The organism is Microcella putealis, from assembly GCF_004216575.1.
Classification (GTDB): domain Bacteria; phylum Actinomycetota; class Actinomycetes; order Actinomycetales; family Microbacteriaceae; genus Microcella; species Microcella putealis.
In genome coordinates this window covers 358,647-376,472 of record NZ_SGWW01000002.1, presented here as the reverse complement: position 1 = coordinate 376,472, position 17,826 = coordinate 358,647, and the positions used below count along the sequence as shown (strand labels likewise).

The following is a 17,826-nucleotide window of genomic DNA, read 5'->3' as shown; positions in this document are numbered from 1 at the left end:
CTGGGGCTCCGCCTCGCGCCTCGATACGCTTCGGGGGTGACAATCTGGCGCGAGAGCTCCCCCGATGACCCGGCCGCGCGCATCCTGCTCGAGCAGTATTTCGCGATGCGTGCCGAGCAGTTTGATCGCGCGTCGCGCGAGTACCACCGCACCTGGCCGGACGCGGCGCAGTTCGCGCCGCCCCGGGGGGTGTTTCTCATCGTGGAAGACGAAAACCTCGCGGGGGAACCGGCCGATGTCGGGTGCGGCGGCATCCGGATGATCGATGCCGGGCCTGTCGGGCCGCGTGCGGAACTCAAGCACCTGTGGGTGCAGCCGCACGCGCGACGTCGCGGCCACGGCGCTGCCCTGATCGCCGAGCTCGCCGTGCGGGCCCGTGAACTGGGCGCTGCGGAGCTCGTGTTGGATACGCACAGCAGCCTCGAGGCCGCCGGTGCCCTGTACACCGCGCTGGGCTTCACCCCGGTTGCGCCGTACAACGACAACCCCAACGCCAACACGTGGCTGGGGCTTGAGCTCGCTACGAGAGGCTGAGGAACATCTTCTCGAGTTGGGCAACCTCGATCGCCTGATCGTCGCTTGAGCCCTCGCGCAAGCACTCTTTCATCGCCGAGGCGATGATCGCGAAGCCTGCACGGTCGACGGCACTCGAGACGGCCGACAGTTGCGTGACGACGTCACGGCAGTCGCGGCCATCTTCGATCATGGCGAGCACCGCACCCAGCTGCCCCTGTGCGCGACGGAGGCGGTTGGCGATGCGCGGCACCTCGTGCTCGGGAATCTGGGTCATGAGTCTGCTCCTGTCTCGTAGTCAAGGCCGCGCTCCACCCACGCCATCGTGCCGCCCGCGACCGAGATGGCCTCGATGCCGTTCGCTTCGAGATACTCGGCAGCGCGGAGGCTGCGGGCTCCGGACCGGCAGATGACGTAGAGCGGGCCATCGTGACCGGCGAGCCGATCGACGTTGTCGGGCACCGTGCCGAGCGGCACCAGTTCGACGCCCGGCACATGAGCCTCGGCGTACTCGTCGGGCTCGCGCACGTCGATGACGCGGGCGCCCTCGGCCATGACGACGACCAAGCGGTCGACATCGATTTCGGTCGTCATGCGGCCCCCTTCGGGCTCGTCGCCGCGACTCCGGCGCTCCAGGTGAGGTAGCCGCCGTCAAGGTTCGCAACGGTCACACCGTACTGCTCGAGCAGGCGTGCCGCCGTGTGGCCGCGCTGACCGACCTTGCAGTGCACGATGACGCGCTCACCCCGCAGGCTCTCGGCGTGCTCACGCAGCTCGTCGAGGGGGATCAGCCGCGAGCCGGGAATCGCACCCGCGGCGTTCTCGCCCTCGGTGCGCACGTCGACGAGTAGCCACCCGTCGGCCTGGAGCGCCTCGAGCTCGTGCCACTGCACGCTCCGCTCACCGGCGGCGAGGTTGTCGGCGACGTAGCCCAGCATGTTGACCGGGTCTTTCGCACTGGCGAACTGCGGCGCGTAGGCGAGTTCGAGGTCGGCGAGCTGGGAGGCGGTCAACCCCCCGGCCATGGCGGTCGCGATGACGTCGATGCGTTTGTCGGCGCCCGACTCGCCCACCGCCTGCGCGCCGAGGATGCGGTCACTCGCGGCGTCGATGATGAGCTTGATGGCCAACTGTGTGGCACCCGGGTAGTAGCCCGCGTGATCCATCGGGTGTGTGTGGATTACGCGAATGTCGCGCCCCTCGTCGCGCAATTCGCGCTCGGTGCGGCCCACCGTGGCGGCGGTTACGCCAAAGAGGCCGATGATCGCGGTACCGAGCGCGGGAACGGCTGCGTGGGGGGTGCCAGCGATCGCATCGGCCGCGAGGCGCCCGTGGCGATTCGCGAGCCCGGCGAGCCAGACCGGTGAGGCCGGGCCGTCGAAGCGCTGCTTGACGACCGCGTCGCCCACGGCATAGATGTGCGGGTCGGAGGTGCGCTGGTGCTCATCGACGACGATGTAGCCGCGCTCGTCGAGCTCAAGCCCGGCGTCGCGGGCCAGCCCCGACTCGGGCCGCACTCCCACGCTGAGCACCACGAGGTCGGCGGGAATCGTCTCGCCGTCACCCACCACGACGTGGCCGTCCTCGATGGCGGTGAGGCCGGTGCTGAGGCGCAACTCGACGCCGGCGTCGCGAATGCGCTCGGCAACGAGGCCCGCCATCTCGACGTCGAAGGGGCGCAACACCTGCGGCAGCATCTCCACCACGGTCACCTCAAGACCGCGGTGTCGCAAGTTTTCGGCGAGCTCGAGGCCGATGAAACCGGCGCCGGCGACCACAGCGCGACGCGCGGTGGAGGCGGCGGCGATGATCGCATCCATATCGGCGAGGTCGCGCAGCACCAGGCCGCGTTCGACGCCCGGAATCGGGATGCGCACCGGCGCTGCGCCGGGGCTGAGAACGAGAGCGTCGTACCGGATGCTCTCCTCGGTTCCCGATGCGAGGTCGCGCACGCGCACACTGCGTTCCGTCGGGTCGATCGCGACGGCCTCGGTGCGCACCCGTACGTCGAGCGTGAAGCGCGCCGCGAGCGCCTGCGGCGTCTGCAAGACGAGGGCATCGCGGCTCTCGATGACGCCGCCCACGTGGTACGGCAGGCCACAGTTCGCGAATGACACGTGCTCGCCACGCTCAAGAACGATGATGCGGGCGTGCTCGTCGAGGCGACGCAGGCGCGTGGCGGCGGACATGCCGCCCGCGACGCCGCCGATGATGACGAAAGTGCGGGGTTCAGACATGATCACATCGTATACCCCCAGGGGTATTTTGTGCAAGGGTAGTTGTGCCGCGTCGGGCGGGGCGGCCGTCAGCTCGCTCTCCCCCGTCATTCAGGGGCATATGCGACGCTGAGTCATCATGCCCCGCCTCGCTGTCGCCACCCGCATGCGCGCTCGAATCCTCACCATCTTCTCGGGCGATGCGAATGGCCAGCCCGCCTGGGTGCGGCAACTCGCCGAGGGCGAGGACGCCGGCTTTTTCGGACCGGGATCGGCGGTCTGGGAAGTACACAACGGCATTCCCACCGTGGTCGCGGGCATTCGCGCGCTGCTCATGCAAACCCTGCACCCGGGGGCGATGGCCGGAGTGCACGACCACTCGCGCTACCGTGAGGACCCGCTCGGCCGCCTCGCGGGAACTGTCCGCTGGGTCTTGACGACAACATTCGCCGACCGGGCGCGCGCAACAGAGGTCTGCCAGCAGATCACCCGACTGCACGGCAAGGTGCGCGGTGACTACCGCACCGCCGAGGGAGAGACCGTCGAGTACAGCGCCGAGGATGCCGAGCTCATCGGGTGGGTGCACTGCGTCTTCGCCGACGCGTTCCTCGGCAGCCACGAGACCTGGGGCGGCCCGATTCCCGGCGGCGCCGACGCCTATGTCGCCGAGTGGGCGATTGCCGGCGAGCTCATGGGCATGCACAACCCTCCCCGCAGCCGCGCGGAGCTTCACGCCGCCATCGCCTCCTACAAACCCGTATTGCGTCGCGACGACCGCGTTGACGCGGCCGTGCGCTGGCTCAAGAACCCGCCGCTCGGCGCGGGCGCCGGGCCGGTGTGCCGCATCTTCTTCGCTGGCGCGGTTGCCTCGCTTCCGGCCGAATACCGAAAACTGCTGGGGCTGCGTCGACCCTGGTGGCCCGCGATCACCGCCACCCGAATCGGGCTCGGCATCACCCGGCGGCTGCTCGGCACCCAGTCATCGAGCATGGCCTACACGCTCCAGCGCCTCGATCGCCTTGCGTCCGAACGCGCCGACCGCGGTCGCTGACGTCGGCGGGCGCCCCCGCTAGAAGGGCTGGTCGACGGGCAGGCCGGTGCGTAGCTCGGTCGGCAGGTGGCCGAGATCGTTGTGGGTGACGAGCACCGGCGGCTTGGCCGAGCGAACGCGAATGATCGTGAGCCCGCAGTTGGCCTGATTCACGCCCATCCACCGCCAGGCCGGAGCCCCGAACACCTCGCGCACGAACCACGCAATGACGAAGTTGTGGGTGATGAGCAGGTCGTGGCGGTCGTCGCGCGACGGTGACAGCCACTCAGCCGTCGCATCGGCCATTTGAGCCTGACCCGCGGCGATCTCGTCAGGAGTCACTCCTCCGAAGAACGGCTCGAAGGCGGTGGGCATCTCGGGCTCGGGCCCCGACGGGATGCAGTCCATGAGAAGCGCCGACAACTGTGGCTCGATGGCGGGCATGCGAGCCGTCATGTAGTTCGCGGTCTCGACCGCCCGCTGGAGCGGCGAGGTGTGCACGCTCGTGAAGGGAACGCCCGACAGTCGTTCGGCGATCGCCGTCGCCTGCCGTTGACCACGGCCGCTGAGCGGGCCGTCGGGAAGACCGTGTTCCGCATCCTGCTGCTCACCGTGACGCACTAGGTACACATACCGAGACACTGCGTTGCACACTCCTTTGTCGCCCGGTCGAGCCTAGGCCATGCGCATCAGCGCCACGCCGCGCCCACCCAGCAGAGTGCAACATCGGTACCCCCGAATTGGGGGCAGACCGGTGCACTTGCGGACAGACGAGGTTGTCTGTCCGCCTGCTACAGTCGTGACACACCCTCGACCAAGGAGACCCCGGTGACCCTGACAGCTTTCCCCCCCAGCACCGCTGTGTCGTCGACCGCGCGTCGCGAGCGCCCCATGGCCCCGGCGAAGGTGCGCATCCTGGAAACCGCCCTGCGGTTGTTCTATGACGAGGGCATCCGGGCAACCGGCGTCGACCTGCTGATCGCCGAGTCGTCGGTGACCAAGGCCACCTTCTACAAGCACTTCGGCTCAAAAGACCGCCTCGTGCTCGACTACGTCGAGATTCAGCGTCAGCGTGGCGAGAGCGCGCTGGAGGACGCCATCGGGGATGCGCGCAGCGCCGCCGCGACAATCGGTCGCGTCGTCGACATGGTCGAGTCGACGATCGAGTCGAGCGACTACCGCGGCTGCCCCTTCATGAACGCCGCCGCCGAGTACCCCGACCGGCAGCACCCTGTTCGGCAGGTCACCGCGGCCTACACCGACCACGTCTCCGCCCGTCTCGCCACGGTGTTTACGAGCCTCGGACACCCCCTGCCGGGCGCCGCAGCTGACGGGCTCACGCTCGCCATCAACGGCGCATACGCCTGGTCGTATATGGCCGACGATGTCGCCGCCCGAGCCGGCCTACGGCGCGTTGCCGAGCGGCTCGTCGCCGAGTGTGGCAGCGCTACGCGCTGACGCGATCGAGTTCGGTCAGCTCGTGCCGACCGAGTGACGTCACCGGCGCAGCCATGACGTCGTCGAGCTGATCTGCCGAGCTCACCGACACGACCGGCGCGACAATGCGCGGCCGCGACAAGAGCCACGACAGGCCGACCGTCGTGACACTCGTGCCGGTGTCGTTGGCGATTCGGTCCATCGTGTGCAGCAGGCGCAAGCCGTGCCGACTCAAGTGCGGGGCTGCGTCTCCGCCTCGGCGGAAGCGTTCGAGGTCGGCGCGCGAGCGGTACTTGCCGGTGAGGAATCCGCCGGCGAGCGCGAAGCGCGGCATGACCCCGAGCTCGAGCTGCGCCGCGATGCGCGCGAGGTCACCCTCGTATTCGCTGCGGTGCACGAGGTTGTAGTGATTTTGCACGGCGACCATGGGGGCCACCCCGAGCTGCCCCGACGCGATACGCGCCTCTAGCAGGCGGTTGCCCGTGTGGTGGCTGCCGCCGAAGTACCGAACGCGACCATCGCGAATCAACTCGTCGACGGCGAGCAGCGTCTCGTCGTAGGGCACCGTCTCGTCGTCGATGTGCAAATACAGCAGGTCGATGTGGCTCACGCGCAGCCGCTGGAGGGAGGCGTCCACGGCGCGCTCGACCGCGCGTGCCGAGAGGCCGGGATTGTCGGCGCTCTTGCCGATCTTCGTCGCGATCGTGACCTGGTCGCGGTTGCCGCGGGCGCGCATCCAATTGCCGATCATGATTTCACTGCGGCCCCCCGCGTACGAATCGGCGGTGTCGATAAACGAGCCTCCAAGCTCGGCAAATCGGTCGAGGATGGCCGTGGTGGTGGGCCCGTCAGTGGTCCAGCCGAACACCGTACCGCTCAGGGCGATGGGGTACACCGCCAGCGCGCTCGTGCCGATGCGTCGCAGGGTGGGCACCGGGCCGCTCGCCGCCGACACGCTGGGGGCGCTCGACGCAGATGTCGGCGCGGCGAACGCCCCGGCGGATGCCCGGGGGCTGCCGGAGGGTGCCGTCATGCCGACCTCGATTCGGTCGCGGAGGGTGCCGCGAAGGATGAAGGAGAGAGTATCGCCGCGCGCACCCCGGCGGGCTCAGCGGCGCGCGATCGTTATCGATGCGCGATCACGGGGAAAAAGCAGCAGCGGGGCGAGCCTGTTGGCCCGCCCCGCGCTGGTGAGTGCTGGTGTTACTTAGCGTCGACGCTCGAGGGGGCGACCTCGTGGATGCCCGACGAGACCTTGGCGGCCTGGATCGCGACAATACCGAAGCCCACCTTGTTCACGACGTCGGCGACAACGTAGATGCACGCGGCGATGCTGACGGCGAGCGCAATGTCGGCTCCGCCGATCTGCAGGAACTGCTCGATCGCCGTGGCGATCGGGTAGATGGCCCAACCGATGACGACAAACAGGCGCATGATCTTGACCGCACGCTGGGCGTGGGCCGGGCCGTTCGAGATGTCGATGCGGAAGATCTCGTAGATGATGTAGAACCACGCCAGCGACGAAATCACGAAGAGAACGACGGTGCCGGGGGCGCCGGGCTCGCTCGTCTCGCCGAGGTAACCGGTGACGATCATGATGAGGTCAGCGATCACGATGCGCGTTATGAGGCCCTTCTTCGCCGCACCGGCAAGCGCCACGATGATGCCGAACTCGATGAGCAGCAGCGGGGTCGTGATCAGCCAGTCGATGTAGCGCAGCTCGACCGTGTTACGGATCGCCTCGACCCCGATCTCGCCGAGGGGGAACTGCACGACATCCTTCATGACGTAGTACAGAATCGCGGCGACGAAGGCGATAACGGTCGCGTACGTCGCGACCGGACGCAGCTCCGGCTTCAAGTCGTTGCGTTCCATGAAGAACCACAGGGCGCCCGCCGCCATCGCGACGAAGCCCAGCATGAAGAATGCTTGGACGATCTGGAATTCCATGATGCTCATTTGGATCTGGAATCGTTCGCGGGATGCCGCGCACGATCGGGGATTCGATCCTCGTCTCGGACATGCGATCGGGAGCCGGCCGGGCGAAGTGCTCTCACGGTGCGCTCATAGGCTGGGAGGTCGCCTTGCACAAGATGTGTGTCGACCGTTCTCGAACTGGGAGGTCAGCCGGGTCGTCAACACTGGGGTGCGACGACAAGGAGACACGCATGAATGACCCGTTCTGGAAGCTTCCTGAGGTGCCGCTCTTCACGCTCGAGAGTCCCGATTTTTCTGACGGCGAGGCGCTGCCGCAGTGGGCGCGCTCTGGCATCGCGGGTGCCGGCGGCGAAGACCGGTCCCCCGCACTCCAGTGGTCGGGCGCCCCGGATGGCACCCGCAGCTTCGCTCTCACCGTGTTCGACCCCGACGCCCCCACGGGAAGTGGGTTCTGGCACTGGGCCGTGTACAACATCCCGGGTACAGCGACGGAGCTGGCCCAGAATGCGGGCGATCCCGACGCCGCCCTCCTTCCCAACGGGGCACGCACGCTGCCGAACGAGTTGCGTCTCGCACGATTCTTGGGGGCCGCGCCGCCATCGGGCCACGGTGAGCACCGGTACTTCTTCGTGCTGTCAGCGCTCGCCGTCGAGTCCCTTGACGTTCCGGACGATGCGACACCGGCCTTCCTCGGGTTCACCTTGCGCGAGCACATCCTCGGCCGCGCGGTGTTGATGGGGGTGTCGCACACCGCCTAGCTCACGCCACCCTTGACGGGGCGCTGAACGATCGTTTAGTGTGCTGAACATGCGTTCAGTGCCCCCGTCCGATGACGCCCGTCTGCGCATTCGTGCAGCCGCCCTCGCGCTCTTCGGAGCGCAGGGCGTTGCCGCGACGAGCGTTCGCGCCATCGCAGCCGCCGCGAGGGTGAGCCCTGCCCTCGTGATCCACCACTACGGCAGCAAAGAGGCCCTGCAACGCGCCTGCGACGACTACGTTCTCGGCGAGCTGATGGGGCGCAACGCCGACGCCATTGACAACCCCGATCTCGGAGCGACGATCCAGCAGTGGATCGGAGACATGGATACCTTCCGGCCCGCGTTCGACTATCTCGCGCGCATCATCCTCGACGGAACCGACGACGGCTTGCGCCTGTGGGACGGACTCGTTGACCGCACCGAAGCCATGATCACCGCGGGAGTCGCGGCCGGGGCCATGCGCGACAGCGCCGACCCCCGCATGCGCGCCATCATCATCGCCGCCTACGGCCTCGTGCCCCTGCTGCTTGAACGACATATCGGCCGTGCGCTCGGCGAGATAGGCCTGACGGCCGACGCGGTGCGCCGCATGACCCTACCCACACTCGATCTCTATACACACGGCCTGTACGCGACGACGGACGTCATCGACGCCGCTCGCGCAGCCCTCGATGGCACAGAAACTCCGCGAAAGGACGACTCGACATGACCGCCGCGATCGAGGCGACCGCGCTCACCAAGCGTTACGGTCGCCGCACCGCCCTACACGGGGTCGACCTCCGCGTCGAACCCGGCCGCGTCGTCGGCCTGATCGGCCCGAACGGCGCCGGCAAGACCACAACGATGCGCATCCTGCTGGACATCATCCGCCCCACATCCGGAACCGTCCGAGTCCTCGGCGACGATCCTCGCGAAGCAGGGCCGAGACTGCGCCGGCGGATCGGATACCTCCCGGGCGAGCTAATCATGGACTCCCGCATCACGGCGGGCCGACTGCTCACGCACTACGCCGCCCTCAACGGAGAGGCGAATGCGGCGCCGCGCATCGGCGAGCTGGCTGACCGGCTCGGTCTTGACCTGCGGCGCCCGGTGACGGCGCTCAGCAAGGGCAATAAGCAGAAGGTCGGGCTGGTGCAGGCTTTTGCTCACCGACCGGATGTGCTCATTTTGGACGAGCCGACGAGCGGACTCGACCCTCTCGTGCAGCAGGCGTTCCTCTCGCTCGTGCGCGAAGCCACCGACGAAGGGCAAACGGTACTGCTGAGTTCGCACGTCATCAGCGAAATCGACCAGGCGGCCGATGATGTCCTGATTTTGCGAAATGGACGCATCGCCCAGGTCAGCACCGTCGCGGAGGTCCGCGCCGCCGCCGACCGCGATGTGCGGGTCACCGTGCGGGCCGTCGACGCGGCCGCGTTGACCGGGCACCTTGAGCGGCTCCCCGGGATGTCGGCCCTCTCGACGCAGCACGCCGGGGAGACGGTGGTGCTTCGGGGCCGCCTGTCGACCGGTCTGGACGAACTCGTCAGCGCCCTGGCCGCGCAACCCGTGCTCGATCTTGTGGTTGCCGAACCCGATCTCGAACGCGCCGTGCTCAGCTTCTACAGTGACGCCGCGACGGAGCAGACAGGCGGTGCGCAATGAGCGCTCTCCCCCTGATGCGCCGCACCCTCGCCGACTCGTGGCGCGGGCTGATCGGCTGGGCCCTCGGGCTTGCTGCCGTGACCGGCTTGTACCTGCCACTGTTTCCGTCGTTCGGCGGCAACAGCGAGTTTCTCGCCATCATCGAGAGCCTGCCGCCCGAACTCGTGTCGGCGCTCAACTACGACCAGATCACCTCCGGCGCCGGCTATACCCAGGGCACCGTCTACGGCCTGCTCGGGTTCGTGCTGCTCACCATCGCGGCCACGTCATGGGGGGCGGCAGCGATCGCAGGCGATGAGGAGCGCGGGACGCTGGAGTTGACCCTCGCCCACGGAGTGAGCCGCACGCAACTCGTGCTCGAGCGCGCGGCCGCGATCACCCTGAAGCTCGCCATCCTCGTGATCTGGGTGAGTCTGCTGGCGACGATACTCAACGGCCCGAGCGAACTTGGCCTCGAGGCCGATGGCATCGTGGCGGGCGGGCTCGCGCTGTTCGGCACAGCGCTGTCAACCGCCATGATCGGGATACTCGCGGGCGGTGTGATGGGTCGACGTGCGATCGCCGTCGGGGCCGCCGCCGGCGTCGCCGTGGCCGGCTATGCCGCGAACGCGCTCGGCAATCAGAGCGAGGAGCTCAGGTGGCTGCACGCCGTGTCGCCGTACCACTGGGCGTTCGGTGCGAATCCGCTTGCCGACGGGCTCGATGCCGCCATCGGGCTGCTGTACCTGGTCGCCATTGCCGCGGTCGTGATCGCGGTGCTCGCGTTCCGACGGCGCGATGTCGGCGTGTAGCCGCGTGCCGTGAACGACGGATGCCCGCCCTGCGCGAAGCAGGACGGGCATCCGTCGTGTTCTGAGAAGCAGCGTTAGCCGTCTTCGCCTTCGGCCTCGGCCGGGGCGTCGCCCTCGGCGAGCACCGGAGCAAGCGAGAGCTTGCCGCGGTCGTCGGTCTTCGTGATCTCGACGAGGATCTTCTGGCCGACCGAGAGCACGTCTTCGACGTTCTCGACGCGCTTGCCACCGGCGAGCTTGCGCACCTCGCTGATGTGCAGCAGGCCGTCCTTGCCGGGAAGCAGCGAGACGAACGCGCCGAAGGCGGCGATCTTCACGACCGTGCCCAGGTACTGCTCGCCGACCTCGGGGTTGACCGGGTTTGCGATCGCGTTGACCTGCAGGCGCGCGGCCTCGGCCGACGGGCCGTCGACGGCGCCGATGTACACGGTGCCGTTCTCTTCGATCGAGATCTGCGCGCCGGTCTCGTCCTGGATCGCGTTGATCGTCTTGCCCTTCGGGCCGATCAGCTCACCGATCTTGTCGACCGGGATCTGCACGCTGATCACGCGCGGGGCGGTCGGCGCCATCTCGTCGGGGCCGTCGATCGCCTGGTTCATGACGTCGAGGATCGCCAGTCGGGCCTCGCGGGCCTGCGTCAGCGCGCCCTGCAGGACGGACGACGGGATGCCGTCGAGCTTCGTGTCGAGCTGGATCGCGGTGACGAACTCGCGGGTGCCGGCGACCTTGAAGTCCATGTCGCCGAGAGCATCTTCGGCGCCGAGGATGTCGGTGAGGGCCGCGTACTTCGTCTCACCATCGATCTCGTCGCTGATGAGACCCATGGCGATTCCGGCGACGGGGGCCTTGAGCGGCACACCGGCGTTCAGCAGCGACAGGGTCGAGGCGCAGACCGAACCCATCGAGGTCGAGCCGTTCGAGCTGAGCGCCTCGGAGACCTGACGGATCGCGTACGGGAACTCGTCGCGCGTCGGCAGCACCGGCACGAGCGCACGCTCGGCCAGGAAGCCGTGCCCGATCTCGCGACGCTTGGGGCTGCCCACGCGGCCGGTCTCACCGGTCGAGTAGGGCGGGAAGTTGTAGTGGTGCAGGTACCGCTTGCTGGTGACGGGGTTCAGCGAGTCGATCTGCTGTTCCATCTTCAGCATGTTGAGCGTCGTGACGCCGAGAATCTGCGTCTCGCCGCGCTGGAAGATCGCCGAGCCGTGCACGCGCGGGATGACCTGCACTTCGGCGTCGAGCGCGCGAATGTCGGCAAGGCCGCGGCCGTCGATGCGGACGCCCTCGGTGAGCACGCGGTTGCGCATGATCTTCTTCGAGACGCCCTTGTAGGCGGCACCGAACTGCGCGAGAGCCGAGTCGGGCAGCTCGCCCGCGGCGACCTTCTGCTCGATCTCGCCCTTGACGCGAGCCTTGAGCTCGTCATCGGCGTTCTGACGCTCGACCTTGTCAGCGATCTGGTAGACGCGCGCCAGCTCGTCGTGCGCGATGCCGTCGACCGCCGCGTACAGCTCGTCGCTGTAGTTGAGGAAGACGGGGTACTCGCGCACCTCCTTGGCGCTCTGCGCGGCCAGCTCGACCTGGGCCTTCACCAGCTGGGCGAGGAACGGCTTCGCCGCCTCGAGACCCTCGGCAACGACGGCCTCGCTCGGCTTGATGGCGCCGGCCTGGATGTGGCCCCAGCTCGACTCGGTGGCCTCGGCCTCGACCATCATGATCGCGACGTCTTCGGTGCCATCGGCCTTCGTGACGACGCGACCGGCGACGGTCAGGTCGAACACGGCGTCAGCGAGCTGCGAGTGCTTCGGGAACGCGACCCACTGGCCGGTGCCGTCTTGGCGCGGCATGAGTGCCATGCGCACACCGGCGATCGGGCCGCTGAACGGCAGACCCGAGATCTGCGTCGAGGCGCTGGCGGCGTTGATCGCGAGTGCGTCGTAGAACTCGTCGGGGGCGATCGACATCACGGTGATGACGATCTGCACCTCGTTGCGCAGACCTTCGACAAACGAGGGGCGCAGGGGACGGTCGATCAGACGGCAGACGAGGATCGCCTCGGTCGAGGGACGGCCCTCACGACGGAAGAACGAGCCGGGGATCTTGCCCGCGGCGTACGAACGCTCTTCGACGTCGACGGTGAGCGGGAAGAAGTCGAAGCCCTCGCGGGGGTGCTTGCCGGCGCTCGTCGCGCTCAGCAGCATCGTCTCCTCGTCGAGGTACGCGGCAACGGCGCCCTGCGCCTGCTGCGCGAGACGACCGGTTTCAAAACGGATAGTGCGGGTGCCGAACGAACCGTTATCGATAACGGTTTCGGCGGACTTGATTTCGGGACCTTCCACGAGGTCTCTCTCCTTTGCAGTTCTTGCACCGGGCATCCGAATGACGCGTCTCAGACGCGATCAGGATGCGCGGAGCACCGCACGAGGCAAGCAGGCAGGAAGGGACGATGGCGGGATACGCCGCCGGTGTCTGTTCTGGCCAACAGTAGACATCCACCGTTCGAGAGGAACGGGAGAACTCCACCGGTGACCAGCTTCGAGCCGGCCTGCTACACACGGTTTTCACTTATCGACGCGAGTGCGCCATGTCTCAGGCTACCAGGGGCGGGTGCGCTGCCCTAGTAAGCGACACGAGGCGATGCTTTCTCAGTGCGAACTGGCCCGGCTGACGACAGACCCTCAGTCGTCAGCCGGTTCTGGAGGCTGACCGGGTTCGTCGCTGATCGGCACCCCCACCCGCGCGGCGAAGAACTCGACGCGCACGGGGTCGATGCGTCCGTCGACGCGAATCACCGGCGCCCCGTGGTCGAGCACCCAGACCACGGGGCGCCGCTGACCGTCGACGATCCACCGGCTAATACTGATCCCGTCGTGGAACGGCACCACCGAGGCGCCAAACGGCCCCCGCACCACGAGGGTCTCCCCGTCTGAGCGGAGGCTGGAGCGCAGACGCACCGTGACGATCGCGAGCGCCGCGACCATGAGGGCGTAGGCGACACCCACGCTCACCTGAGCGATGACCCGCAGCACCCCGTCGACGACGCCGGTGAGCACCGCCGCCGAGCCGAGCACCACGACCGCCGTCGCCCACGCAAGGCGTGAGCCCCACCGGCCCACACTCGCGCGCACCACGAGTACGGGGCGTGGTGCGGCGTCGTTCACGGGGCGACCGCCTCGGCACGGTCAGGGCTGTCGATGGCGGCGTCGAGCATCCGTTCGGGGCCGGCGCAGCGCGCCTCGGCGCGCGCCCGGCTCGCAGGATCGGCGATCAACGCGAACGGGTCGTATGCGGCGTCGGTGCGCCAGACCGCAGCGAAAACGTCACGCTCGGGAAGGGGCGGCACCGGATGCCCGTCGGCCGCGATGCAGGGAAGTTGCGTCGTGCGCGTGAATGCGTGCGCCCACGGCGCCTCGACGGCGTGAATGCGGGTGTCGTCGCGGGTACGCACAGGAAAGCGCCCATAGCACCGATAGGTGGCGACGTCGATCTCGTAGTTCTCGCGCGGGCTCGTGATGTCGACCGCACTGAAGTCGAGTCGTTCGCCCCCATCACTCGTGCCCACACCCGGAAACCCGAGCGTGCCGATACAGGCCGCGACGGCCCCCGCCCACTCACGCCCCACGACGAAACGCTCGACGCTCTCGTCGGGGAGCGTGACGGGGCCCCAGTTGTTGCGCAGAAAGCCGGCCAAGCGGTCGAGCGTGGCGTTGTGCACCTCGAGCACGGCACGGTCTCGTTCGACAAGCAGCTCGTCAAGATCGGCGGGGGACGATGGTGTCGGCGCGCACGCGGCGAGCAGTGTCACCATCGCGGCCGTCGCGGCCGCCGCGGCACTCGAGCGGCGCATGCGCTCACGCTCGCACAGGGCGCCGCACGCTCGCTGAGAGCGAAGTGCGCAGCGCCGCAGTTGCGACGGCGGCCTAGCGGACGACGCGACGGGCGCGCACGCGGTCGCGCAGCATCCCGATCACAGCGACGACTGCGCCGACGGTAAGAAAAGCGACCAGCACGATCGCGAGGCTGCCGACCAGACCGGCGTACCCGCCCTGCGCCCCGGGGTCTACGAATTCGTAGGGATACCAGTCGACAAGAGCCCCGCGCACGAGCGTGCCGGCGAGAAACACGACGGGGAACGCGAGCCCCATGAGCGGCGTCACCCACCGAACGGAGCGCGACGAGCGCACGAGTGCCCACTCCATGAGCGCGAGCAGCGGAAACACGGTGTGCAGCAGCTGGTTCACGAGCTCACCGCTGGGGCCGGCCGTGCCGCCGAGCAAGGTCGCGTGCAACACCGCGGCGACGCCGAGCCCCGTCACCGCCATGGCGCGCAGGTGCACTCCCGCGCGCCCGTCGCGGCCGCGCGCGGCACCGAGCAGCATCAGGATGCTCGTGAACGCCACGCTCAGGATCGTGAACTGACCGAGGTAGTTGCCGAGGTCAATGCCGCCGCTCGCGCGCAGCGTGCCGGCAAGGTCAGCGGCGAGGATCGCGAGGCCGCCCGCGCCGAGGGCCGCGCGTGCGAGGCGGACGGTCGGGCTGCTCAACACCCGAGCCATCGTGCCAGAGATCGAGCGGGAAACCACGAAGGCCGCCACCCGAATACTCGGGGGCGGCCTTCGCAGAAGAAGTTCGCGGTGTCGATCGACTAGCGGCGCAGGCCCAGTCGCTCGATCAGCGAGCGGTAACGCTCGATGTCGACATCGGCCAGGTAACCCAGCAGACGGCGACGCTGGCCCACGAGCAGCAGCAGGCCACGACGCGAGTGGTGGTCGTGCTTGTGCTGCTTGAGGTGCTCGGTCAGCTCCTTGATGCGGTGCGTCAAGATCGCGACCTGGACCTCAGGGGATCCGGTGTCACCGGGGTGGGTAGCGTACTCGTCGATGATCGCCTTCTTGGCGGTGGTGTCCAGTGCCATAGAGGTGACCCCCTTCTCTGCTCGTTGCGCGGCGCACACAGCCGGATGCTGTGGCTCTCTTTCTCCGCGGCCGTCGTGACGGCAACCGCCCAAGACTACCAGCAGGCGCAGCGCATCAACGACCTGGGACAATTCGAGAGGAGGGAGGCGCCGACGTGACACTCACGATCATTCTCGACGTCGTGCTCATCATTGCCATCATCGGTGGTCTGGTGCGCGGGGCGCGGGCGGGCTTTGTCTTCACCCTCGGAGCAACGATCGGCGCCGTGGTGGGCGCCGTCGCCGCCGTCTTCCTCGTTCCCCTCGTCAGCGGCTGGGTACCCGACCCCGTGTGGCGGCCCGTCGCCGCGCTCGGCATGCTGCTCGTGCTGATCACCGCCGGGCTGAGCCTCGGCGAGGTGATCGGCCACGCCCTTCGTCGCGGCGTCGTGAAAGCTCTCCGGCCCCTCGACCGCGTCGCCGGCTTTGTCGCCGGAGGCATCGTCGCCATCTTGGTGATGGCGCTCGCAGGGTCAACGGTGACGGCCCTCGGCATCCCCGTCGTCTCGTCCAGCACGGCCAACTCGGCCGTGCTGCGCACGATTGACCGGCTGACCCCCGACCCGGTCGCGCGGGCTATCGCCGCCCTGCGCGGCGCGGTTGTCGACCAGGGAATCCCGCGCATCGCCGAGGCATTCGGCAGCGCGGGGCCCGTGTCACCGCCCGCGATCGACGCGGGAAGCGCCGCACTCACGGAGGCGGCGGCATCGGTCGGCCGGGTCACGGGCGCCGCCTACGCGTGCGGCCAGATTCAGTCGGGAACCGCCTTCGTCATTGGGCCCGATCGGCTGCTCACCAATGCTCACGTCGTTGCAGGCGTTGACACCCCGCTTGTCGAGCTTCCGGGCGCGGGTGCGCGCGAGGGTCGCATCGTCTACTTCGACCCGCAGCAAGACATCGCGGTCATCGCGATCGACGGGCTGGATGCCCGCGTGCTGCCCACGGCGACAACGCTCGAGCGCGGCGACGTCGGCGCGGTGCAGGGCTATCCCTTCGGCGGACGCTTCCAGTCGGGCGGTGCTGAGGTGGTTGCGGTCGGCGAGATCGCGGCCGAGTCCATCGACGGGTCGAGCCGCGCGAGCCGCGATTCGTACACGCTGGCCGCGACCGTGAACCCGGGCAACTCGGGCGGGCCGGTTCTGACGCTCGATGGCGCCGTCGCGGGCATGGTCTACGCGAAGGCCCAATTGCGCGACGACATCGGCTACGCGCACACGATGGCCGAGCTCGACCCCGTCATCGCGGCGGCACCGACACTCAGCGGCAGTGTCGAGAGCGGAAGCTGCCGCCTCTAGAGAGGGACCTTCGGCCCTGGCCGTTCGCCACGAGCCGCTCCAGCATGGAGGGCACGACGCTGGCGAGGAGGGCTCGATGGACATCGGAAGCGGTGCGGTCACGGTGATGACCGCCGACGACTGCTGGGCGCGCCTCACGGCCACCTCGCTCGGCCGCATCGCGGTGAGCGCGGCGGGCCAGATCGACATATTCCCCGTCAACTACGTGGTGGACGAGCACCACACGCTGCTGTTTCGCACGGCTCCCGGCACGAAGCTGCTCGAACTCGCCATCAACGATCGTGTGGCCTTCGAGGTCGACGACCACGACGCGGACGCGGCCTGGAGCATCGTCGTGAAGGGCCGCGCCGAACGCGTCGAGAAGCAGGGCGAGATCGACCGGGCCGAGCAGCTCGGGCTCGCCCCGTGGATTCCGACGCTGAAGTACCGCTGGGTGCGGATCCACGCCGACGAGATCACCGGGCGTCAGTTTGATCGTCAGCCCGAACCGGAGAGGTTCTAGCCGTGTGCGGCGGAATGTGCGCGGCCTGCCCGGGCACGCGCGAGCATCCTGATCAGGCGTTGATGCAGTACGGGCAGGCGGCACCGACCGCCCAGGGCTCTTGCGGCGCCATCCTCTGGCCCGGGTTTCCGGCGACGACGGCGAAGTCGGGCACCGCTTCGGTGACGACCGAACCGGGTGCAATGTAGGCCCCCTCCCCCACGCGCAGGCCATCCATGACGATGGCGCCCGCGCCGATCGCGGCGCGCGAGGCGATGAGGGAGCGGGCGCCGATGACGGCCCCCGGCCCAATGGATGCGCCCATTCCGATCACGACGGATTCTCCGACTGCGGCGAGCCGGTTCACGTTCGCGGCGCAGTCGATGCGGGTGTTCGAGCCAATGACCGCGCCAGCGTTCACGTAGGCCATGTGGCCGACGACCACGGTAGATGCGAGCGTCGCCGAGGGGTCGGCGATCCAGACCGGGTTCGAAAAGCCGAGCGTGTATGCGGCGTGGAGGGCGCGAAACCGGTGCTGGGCCGAGGCGACGCCCACGATGCTGCCGAGATCGAGGTCGGTCGGCGTCGGGTCGTAGTGCAACCCCGGCAGCGTGGCGTCGGCACTGCCAATGTTGTCGATCGCCGTCACTCCGAGGCCGAGGCGACGCGCGCTCTCGACGACATCCCACGCGTAGGGGCTCGCAACGCCGACGATGGCGACGGTTTCAGGCATGGCGAAAGCCTAGGGGCGCGGAGTGCGGTGCGCGGG

Annotated in this window: 21 protein-coding genes; 9 read left to right on the top strand and 12 right to left on the bottom strand. The window is 68.5% G+C overall.

The window, feature by feature from the left end; genetic code table 11:
- Positions 1-36: 36 nt before the first annotated feature.
- Positions 37-534, top strand: coding sequence for a GNAT family N-acetyltransferase (locus EV141_RS06680; protein WP_241969140.1), 498 nt, complete (start codon positions 37-39; stop codon positions 532-534).
- Here EV141_RS06680 and EV141_RS06675 read toward each other — a convergent pair.
- Genes EV141_RS06675 through EV141_RS06665 form a run of 3 tightly spaced genes read right to left on the bottom strand, consistent with a single transcriptional unit; the run spans position 521 to position 2,750 of the window.
- A complete protein-coding gene (locus EV141_RS06675; RefSeq protein ID WP_130485179.1) occupies positions 521-790 on the bottom strand; it encodes a metal-sensitive transcriptional regulator in 270 nt (89 codons plus the stop codon). The genes EV141_RS06680 and EV141_RS06675 overlap by 14 nt on opposite strands.
- The gene (locus tag EV141_RS06670; RefSeq protein ID WP_130485178.1) at positions 787-1,107 is read right to left on the bottom strand and encodes a rhodanese-like domain-containing protein; all 321 of its coding nucleotides are present in this window, start codon (positions 1,105-1,107) and stop codon (positions 787-789) included. The genes EV141_RS06675 and EV141_RS06670 overlap by 4 nt, the downstream gene beginning before the upstream one ends.
- A complete protein-coding gene (locus EV141_RS06665) occupies positions 1,104-2,750 on the bottom strand; it encodes an FAD-dependent oxidoreductase (protein WP_130485177.1) in 1,647 nt (548 codons plus the stop codon). The genes EV141_RS06670 and EV141_RS06665 overlap by 4 nt, the downstream gene beginning before the upstream one ends.
- A gap of 118 nt (positions 2,751-2,868) precedes the next feature.
- Between EV141_RS06665 and EV141_RS06660 the strand changes: the two genes are divergently transcribed.
- A complete protein-coding gene (locus EV141_RS06660; protein ID WP_130485176.1) occupies positions 2,869-3,780 on the top strand; it encodes an oxygenase MpaB family protein in 912 nt (303 codons plus the stop codon).
- Between the two features lie 18 nt (positions 3,781-3,798).
- On the opposite strand, the gene EV141_RS06655 is transcribed toward EV141_RS06660, so the two are convergent.
- Positions 3,799-4,401: a histidine phosphatase family protein gene (locus tag EV141_RS06655; RefSeq protein WP_130485175.1), complete on the bottom strand. Its 603-nt coding sequence runs from the start codon at positions 4,399-4,401 to the stop codon at positions 3,799-3,801.
- A gap of 186 nt (positions 4,402-4,587) precedes the next feature.
- Here EV141_RS06655 and EV141_RS06650 point away from each other — a divergent pair, with 186 nt between their 5' ends.
- Complete coding sequence (locus EV141_RS06650) at positions 4,588-5,217, top strand: TetR/AcrR family transcriptional regulator (protein ID WP_130485174.1); 630 nt, start codon at positions 4,588-4,590, stop codon at positions 5,215-5,217.
- Here the strand turns inward: EV141_RS06650 and EV141_RS06645 are convergent.
- Positions 5,207-6,229 carry an aldo/keto reductase gene (locus tag EV141_RS06645; RefSeq protein ID WP_130485173.1) on the bottom strand — a complete coding sequence of 341 codons (1,023 nt, stop codon included), beginning with the start codon at positions 6,227-6,229 and terminating at the stop codon, positions 5,207-5,209. The genes EV141_RS06650 and EV141_RS06645 overlap by 11 nt on opposite strands.
- 170 nt (positions 6,230-6,399) lie before the next feature.
- Positions 6,400-7,155, bottom strand: a complete 756-nt coding sequence (locus EV141_RS06640) for a bacteriorhodopsin (RefSeq protein WP_130485172.1) — start codon at positions 7,153-7,155, stop codon at positions 6,400-6,402.
- 209 nt (positions 7,156-7,364) lie between these two features.
- On the opposite strand from EV141_RS06640, the gene EV141_RS06635 reads away from it, so the two are divergent.
- From EV141_RS06635 to EV141_RS06620, 4 genes are read left to right on the top strand one after another with little or no spacing between them, the layout of a single operon-like run.
- A complete protein-coding gene (locus EV141_RS06635; protein ID WP_130485171.1) occupies positions 7,365-7,892 on the top strand; it encodes a YbhB/YbcL family Raf kinase inhibitor-like protein in 528 nt (175 codons plus the stop codon).
- Between the two features lie 49 nt (positions 7,893-7,941).
- Positions 7,942-8,601 carry a TetR/AcrR family transcriptional regulator gene (locus tag EV141_RS06630; protein ID WP_130485170.1) on the top strand — a complete coding sequence of 220 codons (660 nt, stop codon included), beginning with the start codon at positions 7,942-7,944 and terminating at the stop codon, positions 8,599-8,601.
- Positions 8,598-9,536 (top strand): ABC transporter ATP-binding protein, encoded by a 939-nt coding sequence (locus EV141_RS06625; RefSeq protein ID WP_130485169.1) that lies wholly within the window; start codon positions 8,598-8,600, stop codon positions 9,534-9,536. Before EV141_RS06630 ends, EV141_RS06625 begins: the two co-directional genes overlap by 4 nt.
- Positions 9,533-10,327, top strand: a complete 795-nt coding sequence (locus EV141_RS06620; RefSeq protein ID WP_130485168.1) for an ABC transporter permease subunit — start codon at positions 9,533-9,535, stop codon at positions 10,325-10,327. Before EV141_RS06625 ends, EV141_RS06620 begins: the two co-directional genes overlap by 4 nt.
- Positions 10,328-10,401: 74 nt before the next feature.
- Here the strand turns inward: EV141_RS06620 and EV141_RS06615 are convergent, their stop codons facing one another.
- The 5 genes from EV141_RS06615 to rpsO all read right to left on the bottom strand — a co-directional run bounded on the left by EV141_RS06615 (position 10,402) and on the right by rpsO (position 15,242).
- A complete protein-coding gene (locus tag EV141_RS06615) occupies positions 10,402-12,666 on the bottom strand; it encodes a polyribonucleotide nucleotidyltransferase (protein ID WP_130485167.1) in 2,265 nt (754 codons plus the stop codon).
- Positions 12,667-13,005: 339 nt separating this feature from the next.
- The gene (locus EV141_RS06610) at positions 13,006-13,488 is read right to left on the bottom strand and encodes a hypothetical protein (RefSeq protein WP_130485166.1); all 483 of its coding nucleotides are present in this window, start codon (positions 13,486-13,488) and stop codon (positions 13,006-13,008) included.
- Positions 13,485-14,174 (bottom strand): hypothetical protein, encoded by a 690-nt coding sequence (locus EV141_RS06605; RefSeq protein ID WP_130485165.1) that lies wholly within the window; start codon positions 14,172-14,174, stop codon positions 13,485-13,487. The genes EV141_RS06610 and EV141_RS06605 overlap by 4 nt, the downstream gene beginning before the upstream one ends.
- 73 nt (positions 14,175-14,247) lie before the next feature.
- Positions 14,248-14,874 carry a Pr6Pr family membrane protein gene (locus tag EV141_RS06600; protein ID WP_130485164.1) on the bottom strand — a complete coding sequence of 209 codons (627 nt, stop codon included), beginning with the start codon at positions 14,872-14,874 and terminating at the stop codon, positions 14,248-14,250.
- Positions 14,875-14,972: 98 nt separating this feature from the next.
- Positions 14,973-15,242, bottom strand: a complete 270-nt coding sequence (gene rpsO / locus EV141_RS06595) for a 30S ribosomal protein S15 (protein ID WP_130485163.1) — start codon at positions 15,240-15,242, stop codon at positions 14,973-14,975.
- A 155-nt stretch (positions 15,243-15,397) separates the two neighbouring features.
- Between rpsO and EV141_RS06590 the strand changes: the two genes are divergently transcribed.
- Positions 15,398-16,576 carry a MarP family serine protease gene (locus tag EV141_RS06590; RefSeq protein WP_241969138.1) on the top strand — a complete coding sequence of 393 codons (1,179 nt, stop codon included), beginning with the start codon at positions 15,398-15,400 and terminating at the stop codon, positions 16,574-16,576.
- Positions 16,577-16,652: 76 nt separating this feature from the next.
- On the top strand, positions 16,653-17,078 hold the full coding sequence (locus EV141_RS06585; protein WP_185740125.1) for a pyridoxamine 5'-phosphate oxidase family protein: 426 nt from the start codon (positions 16,653-16,655) through the stop codon (positions 17,076-17,078).
- Positions 17,079-17,130: 52 nt separating this feature from the next.
- On the opposite strand, the gene EV141_RS06580 is transcribed toward EV141_RS06585, so the two are convergent.
- Complete coding sequence (locus tag EV141_RS06580; RefSeq protein ID WP_130485162.1) at positions 17,131-17,790, bottom strand: LbetaH domain-containing protein; 660 nt, start codon at positions 17,788-17,790, stop codon at positions 17,131-17,133.
- Positions 17,791-17,826: the final 36 nt, after the last annotated feature.

Coding starts and splice junctions, on each gene's coding strand:
- EV141_RS06675 (WP_130485179.1), bottom strand. CDS start 790: ATGACCCAGATTCCCGAGCACGAGGTGCCGCGCATCGCCAACCGCCTC.
- EV141_RS06670 (WP_130485178.1), bottom strand. CDS start 1,107: ATGACGACCGAAATCGATGTCGACCGCTTGGTCGTCGTCATGGCCGAG.
- EV141_RS06665 (WP_130485177.1), bottom strand. CDS start 2,750: ATGTCTGAACCCCGCACTTTCGTCATCATCGGCGGCGTCGCGGGCGGC.
- EV141_RS06660 (WP_130485176.1), top strand. CDS start 2,869: ATGCCCCGCCTCGCTGTCGCCACCCGCATGCGCGCTCGAATCCTCACC.
- EV141_RS06645 (WP_130485173.1), bottom strand. CDS start 6,229: ATGACGGCACCCTCCGGCAGCCCCCGGGCATCCGCCGGGGCGTTCGCC.
- EV141_RS06640 (WP_130485172.1), bottom strand. CDS start 7,155: ATGAGCATCATGGAATTCCAGATCGTCCAAGCATTCTTCATGCTGGGC.
- EV141_RS06635 (WP_130485171.1), top strand. CDS start 7,365: ATGAATGACCCGTTCTGGAAGCTTCCTGAGGTGCCGCTCTTCACGCTC.
- EV141_RS06630 (WP_130485170.1), top strand. CDS start 7,942: ATGCGTTCAGTGCCCCCGTCCGATGACGCCCGTCTGCGCATTCGTGCA.
- EV141_RS06625 (WP_130485169.1), top strand. CDS start 8,598: ATGACCGCCGCGATCGAGGCGACCGCGCTCACCAAGCGTTACGGTCGC.
- EV141_RS06620 (WP_130485168.1), top strand. CDS start 9,533: ATGAGCGCTCTCCCCCTGATGCGCCGCACCCTCGCCGACTCGTGGCGC.
- EV141_RS06605 (WP_130485165.1), bottom strand. CDS start 14,174: ATGCGCCGCTCGAGTGCCGCGGCGGCCGCGACGGCCGCGATGGTGACA.
- rpsO (WP_130485163.1), bottom strand. CDS start 15,242: ATGGCACTGGACACCACCGCCAAGAAGGCGATCATCGACGAGTACGCT.
- EV141_RS06585 (WP_185740125.1), top strand. CDS start 16,653: ATGGACATCGGAAGCGGTGCGGTCACGGTGATGACCGCCGACGACTGC.
- EV141_RS06580 (WP_130485162.1), bottom strand. CDS start 17,790: ATGCCTGAAACCGTCGCCATCGTCGGCGTTGCGAGCCCCTACGCGTGG.